32 protein-coding genes are annotated in these 23,499 nt (G+C 64.1%); 30 read left to right on the forward strand and 2 right to left on the reverse strand.

Annotated features, from left to right (window positions below; genetic code table 11):
• The first annotated feature begins 157 nt into the window (after positions 1-157).
• The 9 genes from WFK36_RS05585 to WFK36_RS22740 all read left to right on the forward strand — a co-directional run bounded on the left by WFK36_RS05585 (position 158) and on the right by WFK36_RS22740 (position 2,730).
• The gene (locus tag WFK36_RS05585) at positions 158-388 is read left to right on the forward strand and encodes a DUF7427 family protein (RefSeq protein ID WP_336790422.1); all 231 of its coding nucleotides are present in this window, start codon (positions 158-160) and stop codon (positions 386-388) included.
• Positions 389-401: 13 nt separating this feature from the next.
• Positions 402-1,223, forward strand: a complete 822-nt coding sequence (locus tag WFK36_RS05590) for a PE-PPE domain-containing protein (protein WP_336790424.1) — start codon at positions 402-404, stop codon at positions 1,221-1,223.
• Positions 1,220-1,345, forward strand: a complete 126-nt coding sequence (locus WFK36_RS05595; protein ID WP_336790425.1) for a hypothetical protein — start codon at positions 1,220-1,222, stop codon at positions 1,343-1,345. The genes WFK36_RS05590 and WFK36_RS05595 overlap by 4 nt, the downstream gene beginning before the upstream one ends.
• The gene (locus WFK36_RS05600) at positions 1,342-1,476 is read left to right on the forward strand and encodes a hypothetical protein (protein ID WP_336790427.1); all 135 of its coding nucleotides are present in this window, start codon (positions 1,342-1,344) and stop codon (positions 1,474-1,476) included. Before WFK36_RS05595 ends, WFK36_RS05600 begins: the two co-directional genes overlap by 4 nt.
• Positions 1,473-1,673, forward strand: coding sequence for a hypothetical protein (locus WFK36_RS05605; protein WP_336790429.1), 201 nt, complete (start codon positions 1,473-1,475; stop codon positions 1,671-1,673). Before WFK36_RS05600 ends, WFK36_RS05605 begins: the two co-directional genes overlap by 4 nt.
• A complete protein-coding gene (locus WFK36_RS05610) occupies positions 1,670-1,927 on the forward strand; it encodes a hypothetical protein (RefSeq protein WP_336790431.1) in 258 nt (85 codons plus the stop codon). The genes WFK36_RS05605 and WFK36_RS05610 overlap by 4 nt, the downstream gene beginning before the upstream one ends.
• Entirely contained in the window at positions 1,924-2,094 is a 171-nt protein-coding gene (locus WFK36_RS05615; protein WP_336790433.1) for a hypothetical protein, read from the forward strand. Before WFK36_RS05610 ends, WFK36_RS05615 begins: the two co-directional genes overlap by 4 nt.
• Positions 2,091-2,297: a hypothetical protein gene (locus WFK36_RS05620; RefSeq protein ID WP_336790435.1), complete on the forward strand. Its 207-nt coding sequence runs from the start codon at positions 2,091-2,093 to the stop codon at positions 2,295-2,297. The genes WFK36_RS05615 and WFK36_RS05620 overlap by 4 nt, the downstream gene beginning before the upstream one ends.
• A 139-nt stretch (positions 2,298-2,436) precedes the next feature.
• The gene (locus WFK36_RS22740) at positions 2,437-2,730 is read left to right on the forward strand and encodes an HNH endonuclease (protein WP_419717417.1); all 294 of its coding nucleotides are present in this window, start codon (positions 2,437-2,439) and stop codon (positions 2,728-2,730) included.
• A gap of 85 nt (positions 2,731-2,815) precedes the next feature.
• Here WFK36_RS22740 and WFK36_RS05625 read toward each other — a convergent pair whose 3' ends face one another.
• Positions 2,816-3,031, reverse strand: a complete 216-nt coding sequence (locus WFK36_RS05625) for a hypothetical protein (protein ID WP_336790437.1) — start codon at positions 3,029-3,031, stop codon at positions 2,816-2,818.
• 78 nt (positions 3,032-3,109) lie between these two features.
• Between WFK36_RS05625 and WFK36_RS05630 the strand changes: the two genes are divergently transcribed.
• The 16 genes from WFK36_RS05630 to WFK36_RS05705 all read left to right on the forward strand — a co-directional run bounded on the left by WFK36_RS05630 (position 3,110) and on the right by WFK36_RS05705 (position 13,945).
• Positions 3,110-3,577, forward strand: a complete 468-nt coding sequence (locus WFK36_RS05630; RefSeq protein WP_336790439.1) for a phage terminase small subunit — start codon at positions 3,110-3,112, stop codon at positions 3,575-3,577.
• Positions 3,577-5,238: a hypothetical protein gene (locus tag WFK36_RS05635; RefSeq protein WP_336790441.1), complete on the forward strand. Its 1,662-nt coding sequence runs from the start codon at positions 3,577-3,579 to the stop codon at positions 5,236-5,238. The genes WFK36_RS05630 and WFK36_RS05635 overlap by 1 nt, the downstream gene beginning before the upstream one ends.
• Positions 5,235-6,650 (forward strand): phage portal protein, encoded by a 1,416-nt coding sequence (locus WFK36_RS05640; RefSeq protein WP_336790443.1) that lies wholly within the window; start codon positions 5,235-5,237, stop codon positions 6,648-6,650. The genes WFK36_RS05635 and WFK36_RS05640 overlap by 4 nt, the downstream gene beginning before the upstream one ends.
• Positions 6,647-7,972 (forward strand): VG15 protein, encoded by a 1,326-nt coding sequence (locus WFK36_RS05645; protein ID WP_336790445.1) that lies wholly within the window; start codon positions 6,647-6,649, stop codon positions 7,970-7,972. The genes WFK36_RS05640 and WFK36_RS05645 overlap by 4 nt, the downstream gene beginning before the upstream one ends.
• 13 nt (positions 7,973-7,985) lie before the next feature.
• Positions 7,986-8,171, forward strand: a complete 186-nt coding sequence (locus WFK36_RS05650; RefSeq protein WP_336790447.1) for a hypothetical protein — start codon at positions 7,986-7,988, stop codon at positions 8,169-8,171.
• A gap of 174 nt (positions 8,172-8,345) precedes the next feature.
• On the forward strand, positions 8,346-8,867 hold the full coding sequence (locus WFK36_RS05655) for a capsid assembly scaffolding protein Gp46 family protein (RefSeq protein ID WP_336790449.1): 522 nt from the start codon (positions 8,346-8,348) through the stop codon (positions 8,865-8,867).
• Between the two features lie 55 nt (positions 8,868-8,922).
• Positions 8,923-9,297 (forward strand): potassium transporter, encoded by a 375-nt coding sequence (locus WFK36_RS05660; RefSeq protein WP_336790451.1) that lies wholly within the window; start codon positions 8,923-8,925, stop codon positions 9,295-9,297.
• A gap of 2 nt (positions 9,298-9,299) precedes the next feature.
• Positions 9,300-10,334 carry a major capsid protein gene (locus tag WFK36_RS05665; protein WP_336790453.1) on the forward strand — a complete coding sequence of 345 codons (1,035 nt, stop codon included), beginning with the start codon at positions 9,300-9,302 and terminating at the stop codon, positions 10,332-10,334.
• A 120-nt stretch (positions 10,335-10,454) separates the two neighbouring features.
• Positions 10,455-10,841 (forward strand): hypothetical protein, encoded by a 387-nt coding sequence (locus WFK36_RS05670; protein WP_336790455.1) that lies wholly within the window; start codon positions 10,455-10,457, stop codon positions 10,839-10,841.
• 5 nt (positions 10,842-10,846) lie between these two features.
• Complete coding sequence (locus WFK36_RS05675) at positions 10,847-11,188, forward strand: hypothetical protein (RefSeq protein ID WP_336790457.1); 342 nt, start codon at positions 10,847-10,849, stop codon at positions 11,186-11,188.
• Positions 11,185-11,364, forward strand: coding sequence for a hypothetical protein (locus WFK36_RS05680; protein WP_336790459.1), 180 nt, complete (start codon positions 11,185-11,187; stop codon positions 11,362-11,364). The genes WFK36_RS05675 and WFK36_RS05680 overlap by 4 nt, the downstream gene beginning before the upstream one ends.
• A complete protein-coding gene (locus WFK36_RS05685) occupies positions 11,361-11,621 on the forward strand; it encodes a hypothetical protein (protein ID WP_336790462.1) in 261 nt (86 codons plus the stop codon). Before WFK36_RS05680 ends, WFK36_RS05685 begins: the two co-directional genes overlap by 4 nt.
• Positions 11,618-11,998 carry a RuvC family protein gene (locus tag WFK36_RS05690; protein WP_336790464.1) on the forward strand — a complete coding sequence of 127 codons (381 nt, stop codon included), beginning with the start codon at positions 11,618-11,620 and terminating at the stop codon, positions 11,996-11,998. The genes WFK36_RS05685 and WFK36_RS05690 overlap by 4 nt, the downstream gene beginning before the upstream one ends.
• A gap of 62 nt (positions 11,999-12,060) precedes the next feature.
• Positions 12,061-12,906, forward strand: a complete 846-nt coding sequence (locus WFK36_RS05695; RefSeq protein WP_336790466.1) for a hypothetical protein — start codon at positions 12,061-12,063, stop codon at positions 12,904-12,906.
• A 140-nt stretch (positions 12,907-13,046) separates the two neighbouring features.
• On the forward strand, positions 13,047-13,523 hold the full coding sequence (locus WFK36_RS05700) for a hypothetical protein (RefSeq protein ID WP_336790468.1): 477 nt from the start codon (positions 13,047-13,049) through the stop codon (positions 13,521-13,523).
• Between the two features lie 17 nt (positions 13,524-13,540).
• Positions 13,541-13,945, forward strand: a complete 405-nt coding sequence (locus WFK36_RS05705; RefSeq protein WP_336790470.1) for a hypothetical protein — start codon at positions 13,541-13,543, stop codon at positions 13,943-13,945.
• 12 nt (positions 13,946-13,957) lie between these two features.
• On the opposite strand, the gene WFK36_RS05710 is transcribed toward WFK36_RS05705, so the two are convergent.
• Positions 13,958-14,443 carry a hypothetical protein gene (locus tag WFK36_RS05710; protein WP_336790472.1) on the reverse strand — a complete coding sequence of 162 codons (486 nt, stop codon included), beginning with the start codon at positions 14,441-14,443 and terminating at the stop codon, positions 13,958-13,960.
• A 180-nt stretch (positions 14,444-14,623) separates the two neighbouring features.
• Between WFK36_RS05710 and WFK36_RS05715 the strand changes: the two genes are divergently transcribed.
• From WFK36_RS05715 to WFK36_RS05735, 5 genes are all read left to right on the forward strand, one after another.
• Complete coding sequence (locus WFK36_RS05715) at positions 14,624-14,881, forward strand: hypothetical protein (protein WP_336790474.1); 258 nt, start codon at positions 14,624-14,626, stop codon at positions 14,879-14,881.
• A gap of 223 nt (positions 14,882-15,104) precedes the next feature.
• Positions 15,105-15,665 (forward strand): hypothetical protein, encoded by a 561-nt coding sequence (locus WFK36_RS05720; RefSeq protein WP_336790476.1) that lies wholly within the window; start codon positions 15,105-15,107, stop codon positions 15,663-15,665.
• A 101-nt stretch (positions 15,666-15,766) separates the two neighbouring features.
• Positions 15,767-20,908 carry an aggregation-promoting factor C-terminal-like domain-containing protein gene (locus WFK36_RS05725; RefSeq protein WP_336790478.1) on the forward strand — a complete coding sequence of 1,714 codons (5,142 nt, stop codon included), beginning with the start codon at positions 15,767-15,769 and terminating at the stop codon, positions 20,906-20,908.
• Positions 20,908-21,843: a hypothetical protein gene (locus WFK36_RS05730; protein ID WP_336790481.1), complete on the forward strand. Its 936-nt coding sequence runs from the start codon at positions 20,908-20,910 to the stop codon at positions 21,841-21,843. Before WFK36_RS05725 ends, WFK36_RS05730 begins: the two co-directional genes overlap by 1 nt.
• Positions 21,840-23,495, forward strand: a complete 1,656-nt coding sequence (locus tag WFK36_RS05735) for a Gp37-like protein (protein WP_336790483.1) — start codon at positions 21,840-21,842, stop codon at positions 23,493-23,495. Before WFK36_RS05730 ends, WFK36_RS05735 begins: the two co-directional genes overlap by 4 nt.
• The last annotated feature ends 4 nt before the right edge of the window (positions 23,496-23,499 follow it).

Raw genomic sequence — 23,499 nt, forward strand, 5'->3', positions numbered from 1 at the left:
CGCCCCGACTCGACGCCTGACCTGGCGACGTTCGGGGCACACCGCCGACAAGTCCACCAGGGGTTGACTTCCCACTGCCAACGCGGTCGGGATAGGCGGTTCAACTTCACCCCACCCGTGAGCCAAGGCGTATCGGGTCTATCGATCGGGGCTGTCCATGGGTACACGCGCATGGACGGCCCTGGTCATCGGTATCGCCGGATACGAGGCGTACTGCATCCGCAGCGAACGCCAAGACGAGCTTCTCAGTCGAGTCCTAGATCGAGCTAGGGCCAAGCACCCTGTCGCGAACGTGGCCGTCCTCGCCGCAATCGCCGCCACATCAGCACACCTGGCCCGGATCGTTCCAGCCAGGCTCGATGTCTTCGCGCTCCTCCACATCGCCTGAAAGCCGAACCCTCATGCGCGCACACCGACCGGCCGCGACACTCGCCACAGCCGCCATCATCGCCACCAGCTTCGCCGCCTGCGACGACACCATCGCCTACGCACAGCCCTGCCCCGACCAGATGACATTCGCCGTCGGCGGAGTCGACGATCCGGGAGCGCGCCGCGTCCCCGGCTTGAGTGGCCCCGTCACGCGCGTCCACTACTCGGCCAGCATCGCGCCCGTCGGCAACGTGCCCGGCGACATCAGCCGCCGCGAGGGCGAACGGAACCTCGACCGCGCTGCACGATCCTTCCGCCGCGAGTGCCCCGACAGCCGCATCCGCGTCATTGGGAACAGCATGGGAGCACTCGTCGCAGGCAACGTCCGCGACAAGTGGCAGCACGACCCGCAGATGCGGCGCAACACGCACTTCACCCTCGTCTCCGACCCGCGAGCCAAACGCGGCATCATGACGATGATCCCGTCCGTCGTCCCAGGCCTCACCATGCAAGGACCGCGGCCCAAGTCGACCATCCCGACCTCCACCGTGTGCCGACCCTCGGATGCGATCTGCGACCTCGGCAACCCGCTCGTCGACCCCGGGCACGCCATCAACGCCGCCATCGGATACGCGAGCGGAGACCACGGCTACACCGACGCTGAGGTCACGCACACGCCTGGACACCACACCGTCCCGGCACGCGTGCACGCCGTCCCCGACACCCCGATCGCATGGCAGCCGCCGACACCACGTCAGGTGCTTGAGCCGATCGTCACGCGCATCGTGCCCAAGCACCTACCCGCACCAGTCGCGCGGGAGATCAACCGCTGGTGGAAGGCGAACATCCGATGAGCGACCGAGAAGTGCAGGCCCTGCGCGCCGCACTCAACGAACTTCTCACCCAACTTGGACCCATCATCGGCACGACTGGCGCAAAGAGGGTTGTCGATGCCTACGACGCCGAAGTCGGATGACCAGCCTCGCCGCGTGGATCGCCGACCAGATCACCGAAGCTGCACGGCCCATCGCGCACAGGCTGACAGCTGACACACTCGGCCGCCTGCGCATCCACATCACCGTCCGACTCAGCCTGGAGGAACCGTGAGCATCCGCCACTGGATCGGGGAGCACCTGCGCTACCTCGCAGACCGTGTAGACGACGAGCACTCGTTCAGGTGCACGGGCCTCACGATGACCATCGAGCAGGGCAAGGGAGCGGTGATGCACACCGGCATCGGCGCCGTGAATCCTGGGGTTCCGCTCTGGTATCGCAACCACGAGTACGACGAGGCGTTCCGATGATCGACACTGACGACCCGCAGCACTGGCCCGGCGACTCGGGTGCAGTAATCGAAGCAACGTTCGACGAACGCGCTGCCCGATACGTCAACACCTGGTTCGACTCGGTGCTCAGCTGGACCCTGATCAACCGCGACGACATCAACCTCCCGCTGTTCACGGCCGACGACATCCGCGCATTACTCATCGCCGAGCCGTACGCCGCAGTCAGCACGCGGCAATACCCCGACTACACCTACGTCAGCCAACTCCCATGACTGCCGTCACCAACCCGCGCGCCTGCCAAGCACACCAACGCACCACCCACGACGGACACCACATCCGCGTCTGGTGCGCCAAGAACAACGGCCACAACGGCGCACACGAAACCTGCGCAGGCGTCACGTTCACCGACCACCAACACGACGGAGAGAAGGACCGATGAGCACAGTGAAGCAGGCGGTTGAGCGATCCGAACTGACAGGACAGGTAACGCTGCCAGACCTCGCAGCCATCGTCTACGGGCGACCAGACCTTGCCGACACGATCCTGCGCGCCGTTGCAATCAGAGGTGGGGTTCAGTACGACGACATCGTGCGAGGGCAAGCCCACGACCCCAACCTGTTCGCCCATATCGAACACACATGAGGTACTGCGAGCGGTGCGGCGTGCGACGACTCGCGGACTGTAGCGTGCTGTGCTTCGCCGAACGACAACACGACAGCCTCGCCACCACAGACCACACGCTGTACGTCACCACCAGCGACACCGACACAGGCGACGCAGCATGAGCAACTGGAACCGCCACGGCCGCTACCACGGCGGATTCCCCGCATCAGTCAAGAAACAAGCGGAACAAGAACTCCCCAAGGTATGCGCCCACTGCAGTGCCACCCACTGCCCACTCTGGCTCGACCACGCAATTCCCGCAGCCGAGGGCGGACCCGACACCATCGACAACGCGCAATGGCTCTGCACCCCCTGCCACGACACCAAGACCAAAGCAGAGGCTGCCCGAGGAAGAACCCGCCGCACAAGCCGGGGCCGACACCCAAGCGAACGGCACCCCGGACTGATCTGAAAGGGGTAGGGGGTATGCCCCTCCCGCCCCGACCTCAGAAGCCCCGTAAGGCATAGGCGTTACGGCTCTGTACGGGTCTGGGGAATCACTCGTCGTCCATCGACTCGATGGACTCGATCAGTTCGGGAATGCTGAACTTGAAGCCATTTCCCTCTCTCGTCTTTCCCTTCATCCACTCGCCGGTGGCTTGCCCTATCCGCAGATCGCCGACGTGCTTACCCGCGTTGTCGGCGATATGCAGGATGATTCCCTTGTTCTTGAGTTCGATCGTGACGTCACTCAGATCCGCTTTGATTCTCATTCTCGGATTGAATCACCCTACCCAGAACGGTGCAGAGAGTCTGAAGAATTGCGCACAGATCGATTGGAGGTGTTCTGAATGGCTGGCAATGGACCTGCCCCGAAGGATCCCGCGAAGCGTGCGCGGCGGAACAGTGATCCGGCGGGCATGCGTGTGTATCCGGCTGATCCAGTGTCGCAGCCGGAGCTCCCGGAGTTTGATGTCCAGGTTGATGTCGACGGTGAGCTGATCTCGCAGGCGTTTGTGTGGCCGGAGGCTACGCGGCGCTGGTGGGCGACGTGGGGTGCGGAGCCGATGGCTCGGGACTTTACCGCGACGGACTGGGACTTCCTTCTTGACTCTGCGCTTCTGCACGCGAAGGTGTGGGGCGCAGGAGACCTCAAGCTGTTGCCCGAGCTCCGGCTACGGGTGGCGAAGATGGGTGCGACGTCTGAGGATCGCGCTCGTCTGCGGATCGCTTACGCGCAGGCTGATGAGGCAGATGAGAAGCGGTCGAAGCCGCAGTCGTCGGCTCGTGAGCGTCGGGGCCCGTTGAGGGCTGTCTGATGCCGTGGAAGCCGTCGGCGCCGGACGAGGTTCCGACGCTTGGCTGGTATGCGCTGGATTGGATCGCTGAGAATCTGGCTGCTCCGGCGAAGATGGTGTACGAACCGTTCGTCCCGTATCGGGAGCAAGAGGACTTCATCCTCCGCTGGTATGAGATCAACCCGGCGACAGGCCGGTTCAAGAATCAGCGAGGGCTGATTGGTCGGCCGCGTGGTTGGGGCAAGTCTCCACTGTTGGCGGCGATCGCTGCGCTCGAAGGACTCGGTGACGTCCTGTTCGACGGTTGGGATGCCGACGGGCAGCCTGTTGGTCGTCCGTGGTCGACAGTGCGGACCCCGCTGGTTCATATCGCTGCGGTGTCTGAGGATCAGACTCGGAACACTTGGCAGCCACTCCTCGAGATGCTGCGCGAGGGCCCGGTCATAGACAACTACCGCGGCCTGGATCCGCTGGACACGTTCGTAGTGCTGCCAAAGGGTCGCATGGAAATGATCACGGCGTCGGCGCGTTCAACGAAGGGCGCTCCGGTGACGTTCGCGACGTTGGACCAGACGGAGGAATGGGTCCCGTCTAACGGCGGCCCTCGGTTGGCGCAGGCGATCCGGACGAACGCTGCGAAGAACGGTGGCCGGACGATCGAGTCGCCGAACGCGTTCATCCCTGGCGAGAACTCGGTGGCGGAGGAGTCGGCGGCGTATGCGTCGGCGATACGCGAGGGTCGGTCACGGAACAAGGACTTGCTTCTCGATCACCGGGAAGCGCCGGCCGACACGGATATGTCGGATCGTGAGTCGCTGACTCACGGGCTGCGTGTGGCTTACGGCGACAGCTCGGGGCATCCCGATGGCTGTGTACTGCATGATCCGCCGTGTGCCCCGGGGCATGTCGACTTGGAGACGTTGATCGCTCGTATCTGGGATCCGACGTCGGATGTCCAGGTGGTGCGGTCGGACTTCCTGAACCAGATCACACACGCATCGGATTCGTGGATCTCGCAGCCTGAGTGGTCGGCATGCCTCGATGTCGATGCGGTGCTGTCGGACGGCGATCCGATCGTCCTCGGTTTCGACGGTTCTCGCGGACGGGCCCGCGGCAAGGCGGACGCTACAGCGTTGGTCGGCTGCCGGGTGTCGGACGGGCTGCTGTTCGAGGTGCGCGTCTGGGAACAGCCGGACGGACCTGCGGGCAAGGACTGGACGCCGAACGCGACCGAGGTCGACGTGACGGTTCAGCAGTGTTTCGAGCGGTACAAGGTTGTCGGATTCTATGCGGATCCGTCGGGCTGGACTGAGCACATCGCGCGTTGGGAGTCCCGGTATGGGCGCCGGTTGAAGGTGCGCGCAACTCAGGGTGAGCCGATCTCGGTGTGGCCGCGTGGCAAGACGTCGAACGTCGGGCATGCAGTTGAGGCATTCCATTCGGCCGTGGTGAACGGCGAAGTGAAGCACGACGGCGGGCCAGCGATCGGCCGCCACATCCTGAATGCTCGTCGCCGGTCGACGCGGACGGGCTACCTCATCTTCAAGGCTTACCCGGATTCGCCGGAGAAGATCGACGCCGCCTATGCCGCGGTGATGGCATGGAAGGCCCGCCTGGACGCACTCGCGGCCGGGCTCACGACGGTTCGACAAAGGCGTGTGCGGAAGGCGGTGATCGGATGACGGTCGCGATTGCTCTGCCCACGCTGGTGTTGTCGGATGACGAGAAGCTGTCTGTGGGTGCGCTGCGGCAACGGCTGGTTAACGTGCGCCTGCACAACAAGATCAAGTCGAACCTGTACGAGGGCCACACGTCACCTCAAGACTTGGGCATCGCCGCGCCGAAGGATCTGCCGGACCTGATCAGTGCGGTGATGGGCTGGCCGGGGACTGTCGTGGATGTCCTTGAGGAGCGCCTGGAGTTGCGCGGCTGGACTGGTGCTGAGGGCACTCGCCTTGTCGATGTGTTCCGGGACAACCATCTGGGCGTGGAGTCCGGCCGCGGGCACCTGGATGCGCTGATCTATGGCGTCGGGTTCACGACTGTGGGCCGCGGTGACGCGGACGCTGGCGAGCCTGACGTGCTCGTGACTGCGGAGTCGACGGAGTCGTGCACGGTCGATTGGGATTACCGGTCGCGGCGTGCTCGGTCGGCGTTGTCTCAGACGAGCGATGAGCACGGCACGGTCGTGATGGAGACGCTGTACCTGCCGAACGAGACGATCAGGTTCGAGAAGTCGGTCGGCGGTCGCCTGGTTGTCGTGAGCCGCGATGTCCACAACCTGGGTCGGGTGCCAGTTGCTCGGATGCTGAATCGGGATCGTGCATCGGACGTGTCGGGGCGGTCGGAGATCACGCGGCCGGTGGCGTACTACACGCGCGCCGCAGTCCGGACGCTCAGCGGCATGGAGATCAACCGCGAGTTCTACACGTCTCCGAAGTGGACGATCCTCAATGCCGATCCTGAGGTGTTCGGGATGTCGGAGGAGAAGTCGCCGGAGCAGAATGCCCGCGCTGGGTTCCGGGCCACGATGGGCAAGCTGAATGTGGTGCCGCCTCAGGTGGACGAAGAAGGTGCCCCTGTGACGCCGAGCTTTCACGAGTTCCGTCCTGCGCCGCCGACGCCGTACATCGAGCAGATCAAGGCTTACTCGCAGCTGCTCGCCGCGGAGTCTGGGATCCCGGCGCCGTACCTGGGTTTCGTGACGGACAATCCGAGCTCGGCTGACTCGATTCGTCAGCAGGAGTACCGGCTGGTGAAGCGTGCTGAGCGGCGGCAGACGTCGTTCGGGTACGGCTGGCTCGAGGTTGGTCGTCTGGCGCTGGAGATCATGGGCGAATACGACGTCGCCACGTTCCGCGAGATCGGCGTGAACTGGCGTGACGCGTCGACACCCACACGAGCCGCTGCGGCCGACGAAGCCGCGAAACTGATCGGTGCTGGCGTGTTGGATCCGGCATCGGCAGTCACCTACGACCGGATTGGGTTGTCTCCGCAGGAGCAGCAGCAGCTTGATACTGAACGCCGTCGTTCCACGGTCGCGACATTGGTTGACCGACTGCGGCCAGCCGGGACGACTCCTGAGGATCAATGAACCCGGAGGAGATCCGCAGGCTCCTCGCAGAACTCGATGAACGACTCGGTGCCGAACTTGCAGGGTTCTGGCATTCGATCGCCGGGGAGGTGTCGTCGGACGAGTTTCGGGACCTGATGGTTTCTGCATACCCGGAGATCGTCACGCCGTACATCGCCGCGGCTGCCGATCTCGGGGCGACTGTGTACGACCTCGCACCGTCGGACAACCCGGACTTCAAGGCGCGACCAGCCGAACTGGCGCCCGTCGAGAAGTTGCAGGCCTCCGCGTCGTGGGCGTTGAACACAGGGGCTGGCGAGGCCGCTCTCGCACTACTGCAAGGCTCTGCCACCCGATCCATGTTCGACGGCTACCGAGACACGATCGTCGAGAACGCGGCTGCCGAACCGGGCGCTAAGTGGGTTCGGCACGCATCGGCGAACGCGTGCGGGTTCTGCAGGATGCAGGCAACCCGTGGCGCGGTCTACCACTCAGAGCAGTCCGCGGGCGGGTCGCACGATGGCTGCCACTGCATCGCCGTGATGGTGCGGCCCGGCCAGGACTACACGCCGCCGCCGTACGTGGAGGAGTGGAAGGACGACTACGCCGCGGCCCGTCAGGATGGGCTGACAGACCCGAAGGACATCGCGAAGGCGATGGACAACGCGCCGACCGGCAAAGCGACCCTGGCCCGGAATGCTCGCGAGGCTGCGAAGAAAGACAAGGCCAAGGTTCGATCTGCGAGCGCGATTGGACCGCCGCAAGGCCCCGTTGGAATCGGACGCACGGGGGCTGGCGACCCGGAACCGGATCCGGAGTGGATGCGGGAGAGTCTGGCGCACGCGAATGGGCTGACCGACCGCTACCGGCAGCACATGATCGACTACACGGGCAAGGGCCACGAGGTCATCAACGGGTGGCTCCGCGGATCATCGGTGTCGAAGAAGTCGGAGGACTATGCCCGATCGCGGGTCAAGAGCATCGATGCGGTGCTCGCGAAGTATCCCCTCAAGCAGACTGAGCAACTGCACCGCGTCGTCGACATGAAGGCACTCGGAATCAGTCGCGGTGAGGATCTGAGTAAGTTAGCGGGGTCGTTCCGCATTGAGAAGGGGTATCTGTCGACGAGCCGCAAGGCGAAGTTCGACATGAAGGAGATGGACAAGCCGGTTCATCTGGATGTCATCGCTCCAGAGGGGACACCGGCCGCCGCGATCGAGGACATTTCGGCAGTCCGTGACCAGTACGAAGTCTTGCTCGGCCGGAACTGTGAGTACATGATCGTGAATCCGCGCTATGATGACGAGCTAGGCGCATGGCGCGCGACAATGCAGATCTTGTGAGGAGGACCAGACAATGAGCGCACTCGACAGTGGCGATCTCGGGACAGAGCTGGTCACCGATCTCGCCAAGATTGCGGCGGCCCGCGAGACGTTCTATCAGCGAGACGGAATCCGAATGCCTCTTCAAGAGGTCGAGAAGGACGCCGGTCTGACCGAGAATGACATCTGGCGGTTCCTCGACAGCCAGAAGGCCAGCTAGCCAATACGGACACTGCAGAAAGCCCCGACACCTGTTCTGGTGCCGGGGCTTTCGCATTCCCGATGAACTTCCGCCTCACGTTGGGTGAAGGCGCTTGGCCTGGCGCTCAACAGGCTCGAGACCACCCCGGCCGATCGGGTCGGGACTGATTCACTCGATTGGAGTGATCACATCATGGGCGATCAGCTCACCCCGCCGGCGACTCCGGCGACCCCGTCCGAACCTGCCGCACCACCGGCCGCACCCGCGGCCCCGGAGCGGCTGCCGGGCGATCATCCGCTGGTGACCGCGCTCGCGGCCCAGAAGCAGAAGAACGCCGAGCTGCAGCAGCAGATCGATGCAGGCAAGAAGGTCAACGACCCAAAGCCTGCGCCGAAGCCCGAACCGGGTGGCGACGACGTGTCGGAGCGGATCGCGGCACTGGAGCAGCAGCTCGCGGACGAGAAGGCGGCGCGTAGTGCCGCCGAGGTGTCGGCGCTGCGGACCAGGCTCGGAGCGGGCCTCCCCACCGAGCTCGTCGAGCTGCTGACGGGAACCACCGAGGACGAGATCAAGGCGCAGGTCGACAAGCTCGCGCCTCTCGTCAAGGGCACTCCCGGACCGGCAGTGCAACCCCAGCAGGGACTCCCGCCCGGCAAGACCGGCGGCTCTGTGACTGCCGGCCGTGACCGCTACAAGGCGGCCCACAACAACTAACCCTCGTGCAGGCGACCGTCGTCTGCACCTGACCGCTCTGGAAGGAGTGATCACTATGACCCAGCTCGCACCTCGAACTGAGTCCTTCGGTGCAGGCGACCAGTCGTGGCTCGGCTCGCGCCACGGTACCGACGTCGCGAAGACTGTCACGCTCGCACCCGCGGCATGGTCGGCGAAGATCGTCGACGGCCGCATCAAGTCCGGTGAGCCGTACGCGATGAAGGCTGGCCTCGCTGTGCCTTACGCGTCGGGCGCATCGGACGGCACGGAAGTCATCGCCGGTTTCCTGCTCACTGACCAGTCGGTCGACGCCGCGCGCGGCAACATCGCTGCGCCCGGCGTGTGGCACGGCCGCATCATCCTGTCCAAGCTGCCCTCCACTGTCGCCGCCTCGGCGAAGCAGTCGGGCCAGTTCCTCCTGGAGGCCTGATCATGGCGACTCTCTACACCGAGACCATCACTCCCGCCGAGCTGACCGGGTTCGCCCGCGCCGCGCAGGAGGACATCGAAACCAAGCAGGGCACTCTCGCCCGCTGGCTGCCGAACACTCCCGTCAACGATGTCGTCGTCCGCACGGTCGTCGGCAAGAACGGCGCCGGGCAGCTCGCCCAGTACCGCAGCTTCGACGCCGAGACCCCGATCGGTTCGGGCGGTCAGGCGGAGCGGAAGATCTTCGAGCTCCTGCCGCTGGGCTTGAAGGAGCGGATCGGTGAATACGATCAGCTTCGAGCCCGCGGTGGCGACGGTGCCGCGATCGCCCTCGGCGGCATCGAAGCCGCAACCGTCCGCACGGTCCGCGCGATCTCGGATCGACTCGAAGTCGCCCGCGGCCAGGCGCTCGATACCGGTGCACTGTCGATCAACGAGAACGGCCTCGTGCAGACGCCGAACTTTGGTCGCCCCGCCGGCAACACGGTCACCGCGGCCGTCCTGTGGGACGCGGCTTCGGGGACCAAGATCCTCGAGGATCTCCTGACGTGGGTTGACGCCTACGCCGACGCCAACGATGGTGAGGCTCCTGGCGCGCTCGTCATGTCGCGCAAGGTGCTGAACGTGATGCTGCGTGATCCGGCTGTGCGTGCGCTCGTCGCAACCGCAGCTGGCTCCCCGCAGATCGTGTCGGTCGACGTCCTCAACGCGACCCTGTCGGCGCACTCGCTGCCCCCGATCTACGTGTACGACCGCAAGGTCAAGGGCCAGCGCGTCACCTCCGACAAGAAGGTGTTCCTGCTCCCGGCTGAGGTCGCTCCGACCGGAGGCAGCAACATCCTCGGTGCCACATTCTTCGGCCCAACGCTTGAAGCGGACGAGCCGGAGTACGGCATCGGCGCCGGTGAGCAGCCCGGCATCGCGGTCGGCGCATACAAGACCAAGGATCCGATCGGCCTGTGGGTGCACTCCAACGCGATCGCACTCCCGGTCCTGGTGAACCCGGTCGCGTCGATGGTCGCAACGGTCCTGTCCTGATGCGGATCCGTGACGACCTCGAAGGCGTCGTCTACGTCGCCGGGGTGATGCTCGCTGCTGGCGACACCGTCCCTGATGGCGTCACAGTCGGCGACCACCTGACCGTGAAGGAGCAGACCAGTGGCACCGCTCGCAAACCTCGAGGACGTGCAAGCGCGTCTCGGGCGTCCTCTGACGACTGACGAGGAGACGCGGGCGGCGGGCCTTCTGGTGGAGGCTTCGGCGTCGGCCCGCGCGTGGATGGCATGCGCGGACGACCCGGATCCTGTTCCGGATGATGTGTCGCTGGTGGTGTCGCGGATGGTGGCGCGGGTGCTGAAGGCTCCCGCGTCACCCCCGCAGATGCAGAACCTCGACCAGTTCTCCCGGTCGGCTGGCGTCTACTCGCAGTCGGGGACGTACACCGAGGGCGCAACGTCGGGTAGTCCGTGGCTGACGAAGGACGACAAGCGGATCCTGCGGCGGTACGGCTGCCGCGGCCGAGCATGGAGCTTCGACACACGATGAGCACGATGGACGAGTTCCCACTGCTGTTTACGGTCGGGCACCGCGTGTTCGACCAGGGTGCCGAGGATGCTCACGGTAACCCTGCCGAGGATTGGCTGCCCGCGGTCCAGAAGCCCGTCTACGGGTGGGGCGCACCGCAAACATCCGAACCGAAGTTGGCCGGCCATGACCGCGAGATCGTCGAGGTCGAACTACTCGTGCCGCCCGGTTTCGAGTGCTCGCACCGTGACCGCATGGTTCTCGATGGTGTCGAGTTCGAGGTGGTCGGTGGCGTCGAGATGTTCGATCACAATCCGTTCGGCTGGAATCCCGGCGGCGTCATCAACCTGAAGGCGGTGTCGGGGTGATCGAGATCGTGACCGGGGTTGATGATTCCGGCGAAGAGGATGTCGACCAGTTCGACGGCCCCGAAGTCACGTTCATGACTGAACCATCGGGTGCTCTGGTGATCATGAAGACGCCGAAGACTGTGTGGGCGGCGTACGCGCCGGGCCACTGGCAGAGGGTGAGGTGCACGGAATGAAGGTCGTGTTCAAACCTCAGGGCTTCTACGATCTGCGGCGCGAGGCGGGTGTGGTTGCCGAGCTCGACAAGATGGCTGAGGGTATCTGTGCTCGGGCGAACGCGCAGGGCAAGGGCACGTTCGCTGTCGGGTCACGACAGGGCATCAAGCGTCCTCAGGGTCGTTGGCGTGCATCGGTCGTGACCGCGGACGCGCACGCGATCGCGGCGGACCGGAAGCACAACATCCTCCTGCGGGCGATGGCTGGCGGGTCATGACCGATCTGGTCCTCCCGAAGTCGTCGATCACTGTGGCGATCGCTGAACTGCGACCGCACTTCCCGGGCATTCAGATCAGCAGCCGAGCACCGCAGGTGTGGCCGAAACGGTGGATTCGAGTCTCCCGGATCGGCGGCGACAAAGACTGGGCAATCGATCGCGCACTGATGCTCTTCGAATGCTGGGCGCAGACAGCGAACGGCGGCCGCGACGACATCCAAGCCGAGAGTGATGCACTGCTCGCATACACCGTCCTCGAGCACCCGAAGTTCGCGCAGTACTGGGATGGCGGATCGATCGTCCCCTACGACGACCCCGACAAGACCGGATGGGCGCGAGTCCAAGTCACCGGCACCCTCGGCGTCGCAATCACCTAGACCCACAACTGAATAGACCTCCTTACGGCTCCTGACCACTCTGCCTAGGAGGGCAATCAACCATGGCTGTAAACGTCAAGAACGCGTTCATCGCCAAGCCGATGGATGCCGGCACCGCATTCAGTTTCGCTCCCGGCGCATACCCGCTGCCGACGGATGCGACGACCGCACTCGCCGCGGGGATCCTCGACACCGACCACGGTGCTGTCGACGAGAACGGCTTCTCGGTCGCCCCGACCCGCAACTCGGCCAAGATCCCGATGTTCGGTGGCGGCACGTTCGTGTCGACGCAGACCGAGTACGAGGAGCAGGTGAAGATCACCTTCCTCGAGGACGACAACATCAACGTCCTCAAGACGGTGTTCGGCGACGCGAACGTCATCGTCGAGTCGGCCGCCAAGAAGACGATCTACCACACCGACGACGAACTGCCGCTCATGACTTGGATCATCCAGGCCGAGTACGGGCAGAAGTCGAAGCGGTACGTTGTCGAGTTCGCGCGCGTCGTCGAGGTCGCCGAGGCCAAGTCGGACCACAAGGCACCTACTCAGTGGGAACTGACGCTGGACGTGTTCCAGGGCTCCACCGGCAAGTACGTCATCGAGTACCGCGAGGACGAGTCGGTTGCTGTCCCGTCGTCGGCGACTGTGACGATCACCGGCACCCCGACTGGCGGCGACTTCACTCTGTCGGTTGGTGGTCAGACGACTGCTCCGATCGTCTACAACGCGGCAGCAACCGCGGTGAAGTCGGCACTGGAGGCGCTGTCGACTGTCGGCGCAGGCAATGCGACTGTGACCGGTTCGACGGGCGGCCCCTACTCGGTGACCCTCGCCAACGGTGGCACCGTGACCGGCAACGGTTCGGGCCTCACCGGCGGCACCACTCCGGGCGTCACGATCTCCTGACGTCCGCTCTACCTGGCCTGACGGGGTGTTCGCATCCCTTGGTCAGGAGCCGGTCGACTCTGCGTCGACTGAACCCCCGTCAGGCCGGGTTCCAGGCTCCGACCACACCCCAACCACTTCTCACGAGAGGCTCCTGACCGATGCCCAAGATCATCAAGCTCGGATCGACCGACGACCACCTGATCACTCTGCCGATCCCTGTTGGCGACGGCAAGGTCGTCGAGGTGACGATGCCGACAATGGACTGGATGGACCCCGATGTCGTCGACAGCTACAACGAGTTCGTCGCCGACATCACCAAGCGCGCCGCAGAGTTCGACGAATGGCAGGAGGCTGTCGCCGCACACGCTAAGGCCGTCGATGAGTTCGAGAAGGACCCTGAGAACGCGGCAAAGCCGGGACGTAAGCCCGCGGCGAAACCGCCGCACGATCCCGAAGGGCTCAACGTCTCCCCGAAGACCTTTCAGCTCCGCTGGCTGAAGCACTTCTGCAGCGACGCCGAGTGGGAGCAGGTGCAGCGAATCCCGTCGGGTCTCGCGAATGAGATCTACCAGGCGATCAACGGTGCTGGCGAGGAGATCAGCGAGGGGGAATCCTCGGGCTCTGCCGACTCCTGAAGGAGCATGGCGGGGCCGTGAACTCGGACCTCCTGGACCGCGGCTACAGTCGCCGCGACATCGCAACCGTGCTCTCATGGTCGGACCTGCGAGACATCATCGACCACCGCAAGCACGACTCCGCGTTGTCTCGGGCGCTCGACCCGGACGGTTGGTACTGGAATGACATCGGCGCCCAACTGGCGGCGAAGTCCGCGACCGCACTGTCCTCATTGAGGTTCTGGGATCTCATGCGCATGGGACTGCTCGACGACCTTGAAGGCGATGCGTTAGCGGGGTATCTACCAGCGGAGTATGGGCCACTCCAGGCCGGAGATTCGCAGGCTGCCGAGCCTGTCGACGACCACCCGCGGAAGCGGACGGTCGAGGAGAAGCGTGCGATCGCCGAACGGGCTCGGCAGAAAGCCGCAGGCGGGGGCTAAGCCTGGCGGGGATTAGGAGCCGCCGTCGGCCATCTCCCGAAACCGGGCGCGGAATCGGTCGTCAGTGGAGTCCATCTGCATCTCCTTCTGTTTGCAGAAGACGAAGTTGTCCTGCGCGGCAGCTTCATTGAAGCACTGCGCATCCTCCCACTCCTGGTAGTTATTCAGCCACCTGTCGAACGCGCCGGGGGCGTGGGCGGCATCGTGTGGCATTCGACTGTAGATCTCGTTCATCTGGTCGTACACGCCCCAGATGCACCCCCAGACTTTGGTGCTGGGGTCGCAATCCGCCATCAGCCGAAGTCCAGCCTTCCCGAACTCCGGCCATGTGTTCACTGCGTCGAGATCTACGGGCGGCAGGTTAGATCCGGTCCACTCGGTCGATGTCGCGGCGGATGTGGCTGAACTCGGCGTGGTTGAGTCTTTGCTGTCGCTTCCGCATCCTGCGACCCCGGCAACTGCTACGACCGCGGCGATCGCGGCGAACCACTTCTTCATGCGCTGATCGTACGCGCGCCTGCCGACATGCCAGGGGTGCTTGGCGCATCTCCGGTGCAACGTCCCGAAGGGCGCGAAGGTGGAGGGTGAGGGCGTGTGATGTGAGCCGGGCTTCCGAAGGTCAACTTGACGGGTACTTTGGTACCTGACTACCGTGTGAGCGATGGAGGTTGACCAAAAATGACCACACTGGCCCCCATCAAGGTTAGCTGCGAGACCGATGAGCTCGTGTCGCACGCATCGCACTTCATGGACGTCTCCAAGAAGGAGATCGTCAGCCGCGCAGTGCGCGAGTATGTCGACAACCACCGCGAAGAGATCGACGAAGGCGTAAAAGCCGCTCTTACGCGTCTCGACGGATCCAAGAAGTCTGCCGTGGCACTTCTGACTGGCATGTCCGACGCGGAGATTGCCGATCTTGGTGGCGTAATCGACTAATATTTGGCCGATGCGCCACGTTGTGCGCCCGACAAAGCGGGCATTGACGGACCTGGGGATACCCATCCCAACTGCTGGCACGATGCTCCACGAAATCGACGACGCGGACATCTCCAAGATGCAGACGATCCCAGACTCAGTCGCCTGTGGCTCCGCTACCCCAGTTCAGTGCATCACCGACAGGCGTTGGTTCAGGCATAAGCGGGCTGGGGTTCGAGGAGCTGTGACGGAGCTTTCTAAGAGTGTTGTCCCGGTTGAAATACGAAGCGAGGCTTGGCTCGGCCGCTGGTGGCTGGGTGCAGCAGGCGTGCGGCAGGACGACACTCCACAGCACGATTTCTACTCCTGCCTAAAACGGGAGGTGCGCAACGGATCCGACCACCTGCTTCCGAAGGATTGGGACGTCAATCGAATTCGCCTTGAACTCGCGTATCGATCTACGAAACAACTCCATGACGTTGTCTACCGCGCCATAGCTGCGAGCGTGCGGGCCGGGCGCCCTGTGCGATACGAGGCGCGTAACCACTACGTACAGGCCCAGGTTGATGCGCGCACCCCGGACGAGATCTACCTCCTCATAGGAGCCTGTGGCGTCTACGACCCAAAGATCGTCGCCGTCCTTCTTAGTGCTGTTCCTGATGTGAAAGCAGACGACTGGATACCCGAACCGGACTCGGCCCACTACGGGGCCAAGATCGAACAAGGTGAAGTCGTTTACTCGACAGTCATCACCTCGGACACCCTGAAAGCCATCATCGCCAAAGCGATCGACCTTGATGATTAGTCTCTGCGAGACTGGCCCACAACTGAACATCTAGACCCCCTGAAACCCCGGAAGGCATTCGCCTCCGGGGTTTCTTCATGCCCGGATGAAGGGAGCCTGACGTGCCGGAACTCGCCGTAGGCTATGTGTCGCTCGTCGCCGAGACGTCGAAGATGGGGCCCGCGATCAAGCGGGCTCTCGGTCAGGCTGACGGTGATGCCGCGGCGGCTGGCAAGTCGATGGGCTCGAAGATGTCGTCGGCGCTCGGCACGGCACTCAAGGGTGGCGTCGCGACCGCGGGGGCTGCCGCGCTCGGCGGTATCGGATTCGCCCTAACGAAGGGCTTCTCGCGGCTCAACACGATCGACCAGGCCCAGGCCAAGCTACGTGCACTCGGATCATCGGGCACTGAGGTTGAGTCGATCATGAAGTCCGCTCTTGCTTCAGTGAAGGGCACGGCATTCGGCCTCGGTGACGCTGCGGGTCTCGCTGGCACCATGGTCGCCGCTGGTATCAAGCCAGGCCAGGAGCTCGAGAAGACGCTACGCCTGGTCGCCGACTCTGCCGCGATCGCTGGCACGGACCTCAACGACATGGGGATGATCTACGGGAAGATCGCCGCGAAGGGCAAGCTCGACGGCGAGACGCTCGACCAGCTCATGGAACGCCAGATCGGCATCCTCCCCGAGCTCGCGAAGAACTACGGTGTCACCACCGAAGAGGCCGCGAAGATGGTCTCCGAGGGCAAGGTGTCGTTCGAGGACTTCGCCAAGGTGATGACCGAGAAGGTCGGCGGCGGCGCTGAGGAGATGGGCCAGACCGTCCAGGGCGCGTTCGAGAACATGAAGGCCGCCGCGGGCCGCATTGGTGCGACAGCGTTGGAGCCGATCTTCAAGGCGCTGCCGGGTGGCTTCTCAGGCATCACTGAGGCGATGGATGCGCTCGAGCCGAAGATCGGCGCGTTCGTCGAGATGATCTCGAACAAGGCAGTCACCGAGTTCGGGCCGAAGATCCGCGAGTCCGCAATGGCCGCGTGGCAGGCGCTCGAGGGCGCCGGCGTCATTGATCAGACGCGCGACACGTTCATGCAGTTGATCAACACTGGTCAGCAGCTTGCGCCGACGGTGGTGCGGATCGCGACGTCGATCGCATCGGTATCGGCGTCGCTGGGTGTCGGCACGTGGCAGGTATTCATGGCCGCACTGTCGGGTGTCGCGTCTGTGATGTCGGCCCTTGAGCCCGTGTTCTCGGCGATCGCGGACGTAATGGAGGCGCAGCCCGCTCTGGTGGGCGCGGCGATCATCGGGTGGATGGCGTTCCGGTCCGTGCCTGGCATGGTGACTCGTGTCGGCACGGTGACGTCGTCGCTGACGCAGAAGCTGTCTGGCCTGGTGCGCGCGTCGGCGCTGTCGGCCGAGTCTCAATCGGCGCTCGCGACGGCATCGACGAACCTTGCGAAGGCTCAGGCGACCGCGGCGACAGCGGCCGCGAAGACGCTGATCGCGGAAGAGAACCTTGCGCGTGTTCGCGCCACTGCTGGCGCGACGGCCGGGCAGGTTGCCGCAGCTGAGGCTCGTGTCGCCGAGGCCCGTTTGGCATCGACGACTGCTGCGACTCGTGCGACGGCGGCCCAGGCGGGAATGACGGCCGCACAGCAAGCGGCTGCAGCGCAGACTCGCACCTTCGGCTCGGACATGCGCAACGCCTACAGTCAGGGCTCCGCTGCGGCCACCCGGTTCCATCGCACGAACGGCATGGTGACCGCGGGATTCGCTGGCATGTCAAAGGCCGGCGCCGGACTCATGGGAATGATGGGCGGACCGTGGGGTCTCGCGATGATCGGTGCCGGTGTCGGCATCATGGCGGTCACGTCCAAACTCCAGGAGAGCAAGCGGAGGACCGAGGAGGCGCAGAAGGCTGCCGAGGCGTACACGGGTGCTGTGGCTGAAACCGGCCGCGCCCTCAGGGCTTCGCGCGGAGTCGTCGACGACAACGTCTTCGCTGCGGTCGGCAAGCAGATCGAGGCTATGAAGCCGAAGCTTGAGTCGGCGCGCAGTGCGGTCAAAGACTTGGGTTTCAGTGACGATCAGATCGCCAAGATGGACTTGGGTGCGCAGTCGGTGGAGAGCACCCTGTCGAAGATCGGCTACTCGACCGAGGATCTGGCGAAGAAGGCGTCGGGATCGCGCAGGGAGTGGGACAGCTTCGTCGCGGAGTTGCAGAAGCAGGGTGTCGGCGACATTCAGATCGCTCAACTTCAGGGCATGCGCACGGAGTTCGAGAAGCAGCAGGCCATCGCGAAGATGACGACCGCTGGCGTCACCGAGTTCGGTGAAGCGATCAAGGTCATGGGCGATGAGTCGGCTACGGCTGAGACGAAGCTCAATGCGATCAAGGCGGCGATGGATGCCTTGAATCCGCAGCGAACCAAGGCTGAGGCGATGCGTCAGATGGGTGATGCGATCCGGCAGGCGACGAAGGCTGCTGAGGGGATCGGCCCGGAGGCGATCAAGGCCAACGGCGCGATCGACGACATGTCGGAGTCCGGCGGCAAGCTCGGTGACGTGCTGGAGGACCTGGCGCAGAAGCAGCAGCAAGTGGCGGCAACTCGCGATCCAGAAGCGCTGGCGCAGGCGAATCGCAAGATCGAGGCCTCGCTCCAGTCTCTCGCGACATCGACAAAGCAGCCGATCGAGAAGATCCGGGAGCTGTTCACTGTCGCTGGCGGTGGGGAGAACGTCAATCTGCTCGTTCAGCTAGAGGGCGCGCCCGAAGCGATTGCCGGACTTGGCGCCGTCAAGGCTGCAATCAACCGGACGCCAGGGCGCAAGGACGTGACGGTCGAATACGACCAGGTCAAGACGGCACTGCCGGTGCTTGATCAGCTCGGAGTCAAGTACACCGAGGTCATCAAGAATGGCCAGAAGGCCATCAAGATCGACGTGACTGGCGGCGCTGGCCAGAAGATCCAGCAGGTCATTGATGCCACGACCCTCATTCCAGCGAATAAGCCGATCTCCATTACGGCTCCTGGCGGACCCCAGGTCCGGGCATTTCTCGATGACATCGGCGTGAAGGTCAACCGAGACAACAGGAAAGAAATCGAAGTCCTCGCACCGCTCGCGCCGGGCGTCAAGGACATGCTCGCCGGGATTGGCCTCGAGGTTCAGACGAACAACGGCAAAACTGTGATCGTCCGCCAAGAGGGCGCGGAGCAAACTCGCTCCCAATTGGACCAGACGAAGGCATCGGTCGATGCGATCCCGAACGAGAAGAACGTAACCGTTCGGATCAATGAGGTGCTGAGCGGCTCCCGTGTCCTCAGCGGTCTGCGGGTGCCTGACAACGCCGATGGTTCGATCCGTCGTTACGCGGCGGGCGGGATCCGGGCGGCCGAGGCGTATGCGAACGGCGGAATGCGGGGCGACACACTCCCTGACCGCGCATTGATCCAGCGAGCAGACCCGGGTGGCGGTCTCGTGCAGTGGGCTGAACCTTCCACGGCCGGCGAAGCCTTCATTCCGTTGGCTCCAGGGAAGAGGTCGCGTTCGACTGCGATCCTCGCCGCGGTCGCGAAGATGTTCGGCCTCGAGTTGATCCCGCGGGATGGTTCGATCTCGGGCCTGCTCGGCGGTATCGCTGGCGGCGCGGTGACGAAGCTGCTGGCGAAGGCTGGCGCCGATGGGCTGACCAAGTTCGCCGACGGCGGTATCCAGACTGCGGACAGCATGAAGCGTCTGATTCAGCCTCTCGCCGGTCGCAGCTACGGGTGGGGTGCGTGGCCGACGTGGGACACGGACTGTTCCGGTGCTCAGTCGATCGGCCGGAACCTTGCCCTAACTGGGGATCCGTTCAACGGTGGCCGGTTCGCGACGGCGTCGCAGGAGGCGGCGCTGTTGGCGTCGGGCTACAAGATGGGCCGTGCACCTGCTGGCGTCCCGGCGATTGAGCACGGCTGGGTGAACGGCGGCCCTGGTGGTGGCCATACCGCGGGGACGATCATCGACCCGAAGGGCGGTGACGTCAACTTTGAGATGGGTGGTGCTGGCGGCAACGGTCAGGTCGGCGGTTCTGCCGCCGGGTCCCGCGATGGTCAGTTCACTCATCAGGCGTGGCGGGCGTTGGGTGCGACCGTCGAACAGGTGACGTCGATGCTCGACGAGAGTCTGGGCACCGATGGAACGTCGCCTACGTACACGCCTTCGCCGACATCGACTCCTGACAAGCCGACATCGTTGTCAGATCTGGTGGGTAGCGCAGCAAAGACTGCGGTCGCCGGACAGGCCTCCGACATCCTTGGAGTCTTCGGGATCAACGATTCGCCGGGTGCGCTCGCAGCGTGGGCTGGACTGCCAGTGAAGGACACGACATCGGGGAAGCCTGTCGATCCGAAGAAGCTCCGTGAGGCGCAGGATTCGGTTGCTGACAAAGAGGCCGCCCTCAAGATCGCGCGGACTCAGTTGGATGAGGTGAAGAAGAGCAAGAAGCCGAAGCCATCACAGTTGCTTGCGGCGCAGGGCAAGGTCGATCGCCTGGAGCGTGAGCTCGGCCAGGCGAAGGATGACTTGAAGGCGCTGGAGAACTCCGGGACAACCGCGCCGTCAACGTCGCCGACCACGACGAAACCGCCGGGCACGGTCACTGTGCCGAAGGCCGGGCAGGATCTTGGCACCGGAAAGCTGTCTGGTGTCGAAGCAATCAAGGCCGCGTTCAAGCAGGGCATGCGTGAGGTGTGGCGGTCGGGTGATCAATGGACGGCTACCGATTGGATCGGCAACAAGGAGTCGGGCTGGGATCCGAAGGCGCGGAACGGGAAGTACTGGGGGATTCCCCAGGCTGGCCCGGAAGTTTACCGGGCTGCGGGTGTTGACCCGGCGACTGCTGATCCGCGCCTGCAGGGAAAGACGTTCGACCACTACGTTGATGGCCGCTATCGGACTCCGGTCGGCGCGAAGGCTCATTGGGATCAGGAGGGCTGGTACGACGTCGGCGGCGTGATCCATGAGGGCACGACGCTGATGAAGAACGGCCTGGGCCACAAGGAAACGGCACTTCCGTTTGATCCGCATGACCTGCGTGACCGGTTGGATCGGGGCGGTTCGTCGGACGAGACGAATGCCTTGCTCCGCGAGTTGATTGCGGAGATCCGAAACGCGGACCTCGGCACGACGTACGCGACTTTCCGTGACGAAAAGGAGTACCACCGCGAGCAGCGTCAGCGCACGCGGACTCGAGCGATGGCTGGAATGGGAGGTCGACCCTGATGGCGGGTTTGGATATCACTCTGATCGGCCAGTCCGGGATCCGGTGGCTCGTCCATGCGGGCATGTCGAGGACTGGCCGTGAGCCGGGTATCACTCTTACTGATGGTGGGGTGAAGGCGCTGATGGATGCGCCGATCGAGACGGACTGGATCGAGGACACTGAGGGCGCGATCTTCTCGGGAGATCGGTTCCTGCCTCGCGACCTGATGCTGGGGTTCGCGATGGCTGACGAGCTCGTCGGCGCGGGTGTCACTCCAGGCACGACGGAGGACCAGTTTCGTCGGGAGTTCTCGTCGCGGCCTGATCCGTGGAACCCGGACTTCAAGCACACGCAGGTCGAGGTTGATTCGGAGTTGTCTACGTTCACGCCGCGGCGGCTGTCGGTGCAGTTGCGTGATGCGCCGGACATGGAGATGAAGCAGGACCCGTACTCGAAGCGCGTCTTTCAGATCGCCTACGAGCTTCGGGCTGCTCAACCGTTGTGGGAGTCGAAGAAGGACGTCTCGGTTTTCACGAAGTCGGGGAGCGGTAGCGGGTCGGGTTTCGTCACGGTGTCGAACCCTGCCGATACTGCGTGCCGTCATACGTGGATTCTGACGCCGGGTGTCTGGACTCTGCCGGATCCGTCGTGGCTGGGTGCTCCGGGGCACCGTGCTCCGGCTGGCGAGTTCGCGTCACGGACGGTGATGGTCGAGGTGAAGGCGTCGTATGGCGGCCTGCGGATCACTCGTGAGCGCCGGAAGCTGCACGCGTCGACACTGACCGGCCAGAACGCACTCAGCGCCATGGGCGGTAAGTGGATTCGTTTCGACATTCCGCCGTACACGCCGCCGACTCAACTGCCGATCAGCGTGACTGGTGCGCCGTCGTCTGGTGCGCGTGCCGAGCTCCACATGCCGCGGCTGTGGACACGACCTGTGGGGATGGAACTGTGACCGCACCCGTGCTCACGCTCGAGGAGCAGTGCAACGCGATCTGGGCTGCAACGGAGGCTGAGGATCGCCGCATCCAGCGGATGAACGAGACGCCGCCCGGCATCTTCATCTTCGACGGACACCAGCGGTTGCAGCATCTCCTGCTGGAGGTTGTGAAGCTGCACGTCGAGGACCCGGAGAATGACACCGGGCCGGTGGAGTTGACGATCCCGTTCGATCATCCGGTGGCGCAGTGGATGCACGATGACCGCGGGCGCATTCAGCGTGGTGAGGGCGAGAACTTCCACATTGATGTGGAGAAGAACGGCGTCCGGGTGTCGGCCCGGTATGAGGCGAAGGAAGTCATCCGGGACGAGAAGGGTCAGCGTCTGCTGGTCGTCACGTTTCTGACTGACTACGAGAACCTCAAGTGGATCGACTGCTGGTCGAATCCGTTCTTGCCTGCGATCTTCCAGTTCCCGCGGATCTTCTTGCTCGCCGGCCCTGCGATCTGGGTGCTGAAGACGGCGCTGTTCGTGAACTTGTGGCGGATCTACTCGAGTATCTGGCAGATCCCGGATGACCCGATGAATCCGGTGAAGTGGCTCGACGGGCTGGACATGTCGACGTGGGACATTGTTGTCGCGCCGACGACGTTCGCGCAGGACATGGCAGCAGGGACGACCTGGGCGATGTTCGTGTCGCGGTGGGGGAAGTGGCATGACCGTGCCGAGATGATCCTCCGCGACGCCGAACTGTCGGTGGTCACTCGCCGGTATCGGCACGGGGATCCTGAGCCGTGGCCGGGCGCCGACCTCAAGGACGGCGCGCTGGTCATCGACATCGTCGACAAGTCGGGCCACATGGAGGGCGCGGCGAACGGCGGTTCGATCTTTGATGGTCTGACGCGGACGTTGCGGCAGATTGTCGGCGACATGGTCGAGGACGTCGAGACGGAACTGGCGGCTGATTGGCCGTCGGCGGCGACGATGTTCGAGCCGCGCAAGGGTGTTCCGGCCGTGCATTTCCCGGCGGATTGGGGTGTGGAGACGCACTTCAAGACGACGCCGTCCAAGGGTCTGATCATGAACACCGGTGGCCATTCGATGCCGGGTGTGAACGAGGCGATCTCGGCTGGCATTCAGGCGGGGTTCGACATCGTCGGCACGTTGCTGCATGTCGGCGCGATCGGCGGCAGTGTCGATGCTCTGCTGAAGCCGTTCTATACGGACACGGTGTTGGCGTGGATCAGCGTCAAACTGCCGCATCGAAAACAGCAGGCCGGTTCGTCGGGGTATCTCGAGTACCACATCGACTTGCCCGGCCAGGCGTACACGCTCAGTTCCCTGTTGGCGATCCGGTCGGCGGTGGTCGCAACCTCTCGCACGAAGTCGGCGAGCATCAAGTTCTCGGCGTCCGGGCCCTACGCGATTGGCTGGAAGGGCAGCGGCCACATGTACAAGGGCGACCGCGCGTCGTTCGAGGTCGAGGGCTCCACTCTCCGCGAGATCCACGTCGAGCGCATGAGCAAGGCGGTCTTGGATTGGGAGGCTCACCACTTCGCGCAGTGGGAGGCGGAGTTCGGGCCGAAGGCTGACGAGGATGCCGTCGATATGGCGATCCGCAAGATTCGTGAACTGGCAAGCGCCGCTTCAGAGTTGGGAGTGTTCTAGGTGT

The organism is Gordonia malaquae (assembly GCF_037148075.1).
Classification (GTDB): Bacteria; Actinomycetota; Actinomycetes; order Mycobacteriales; family Mycobacteriaceae; genus Gordonia; species Gordonia malaquae.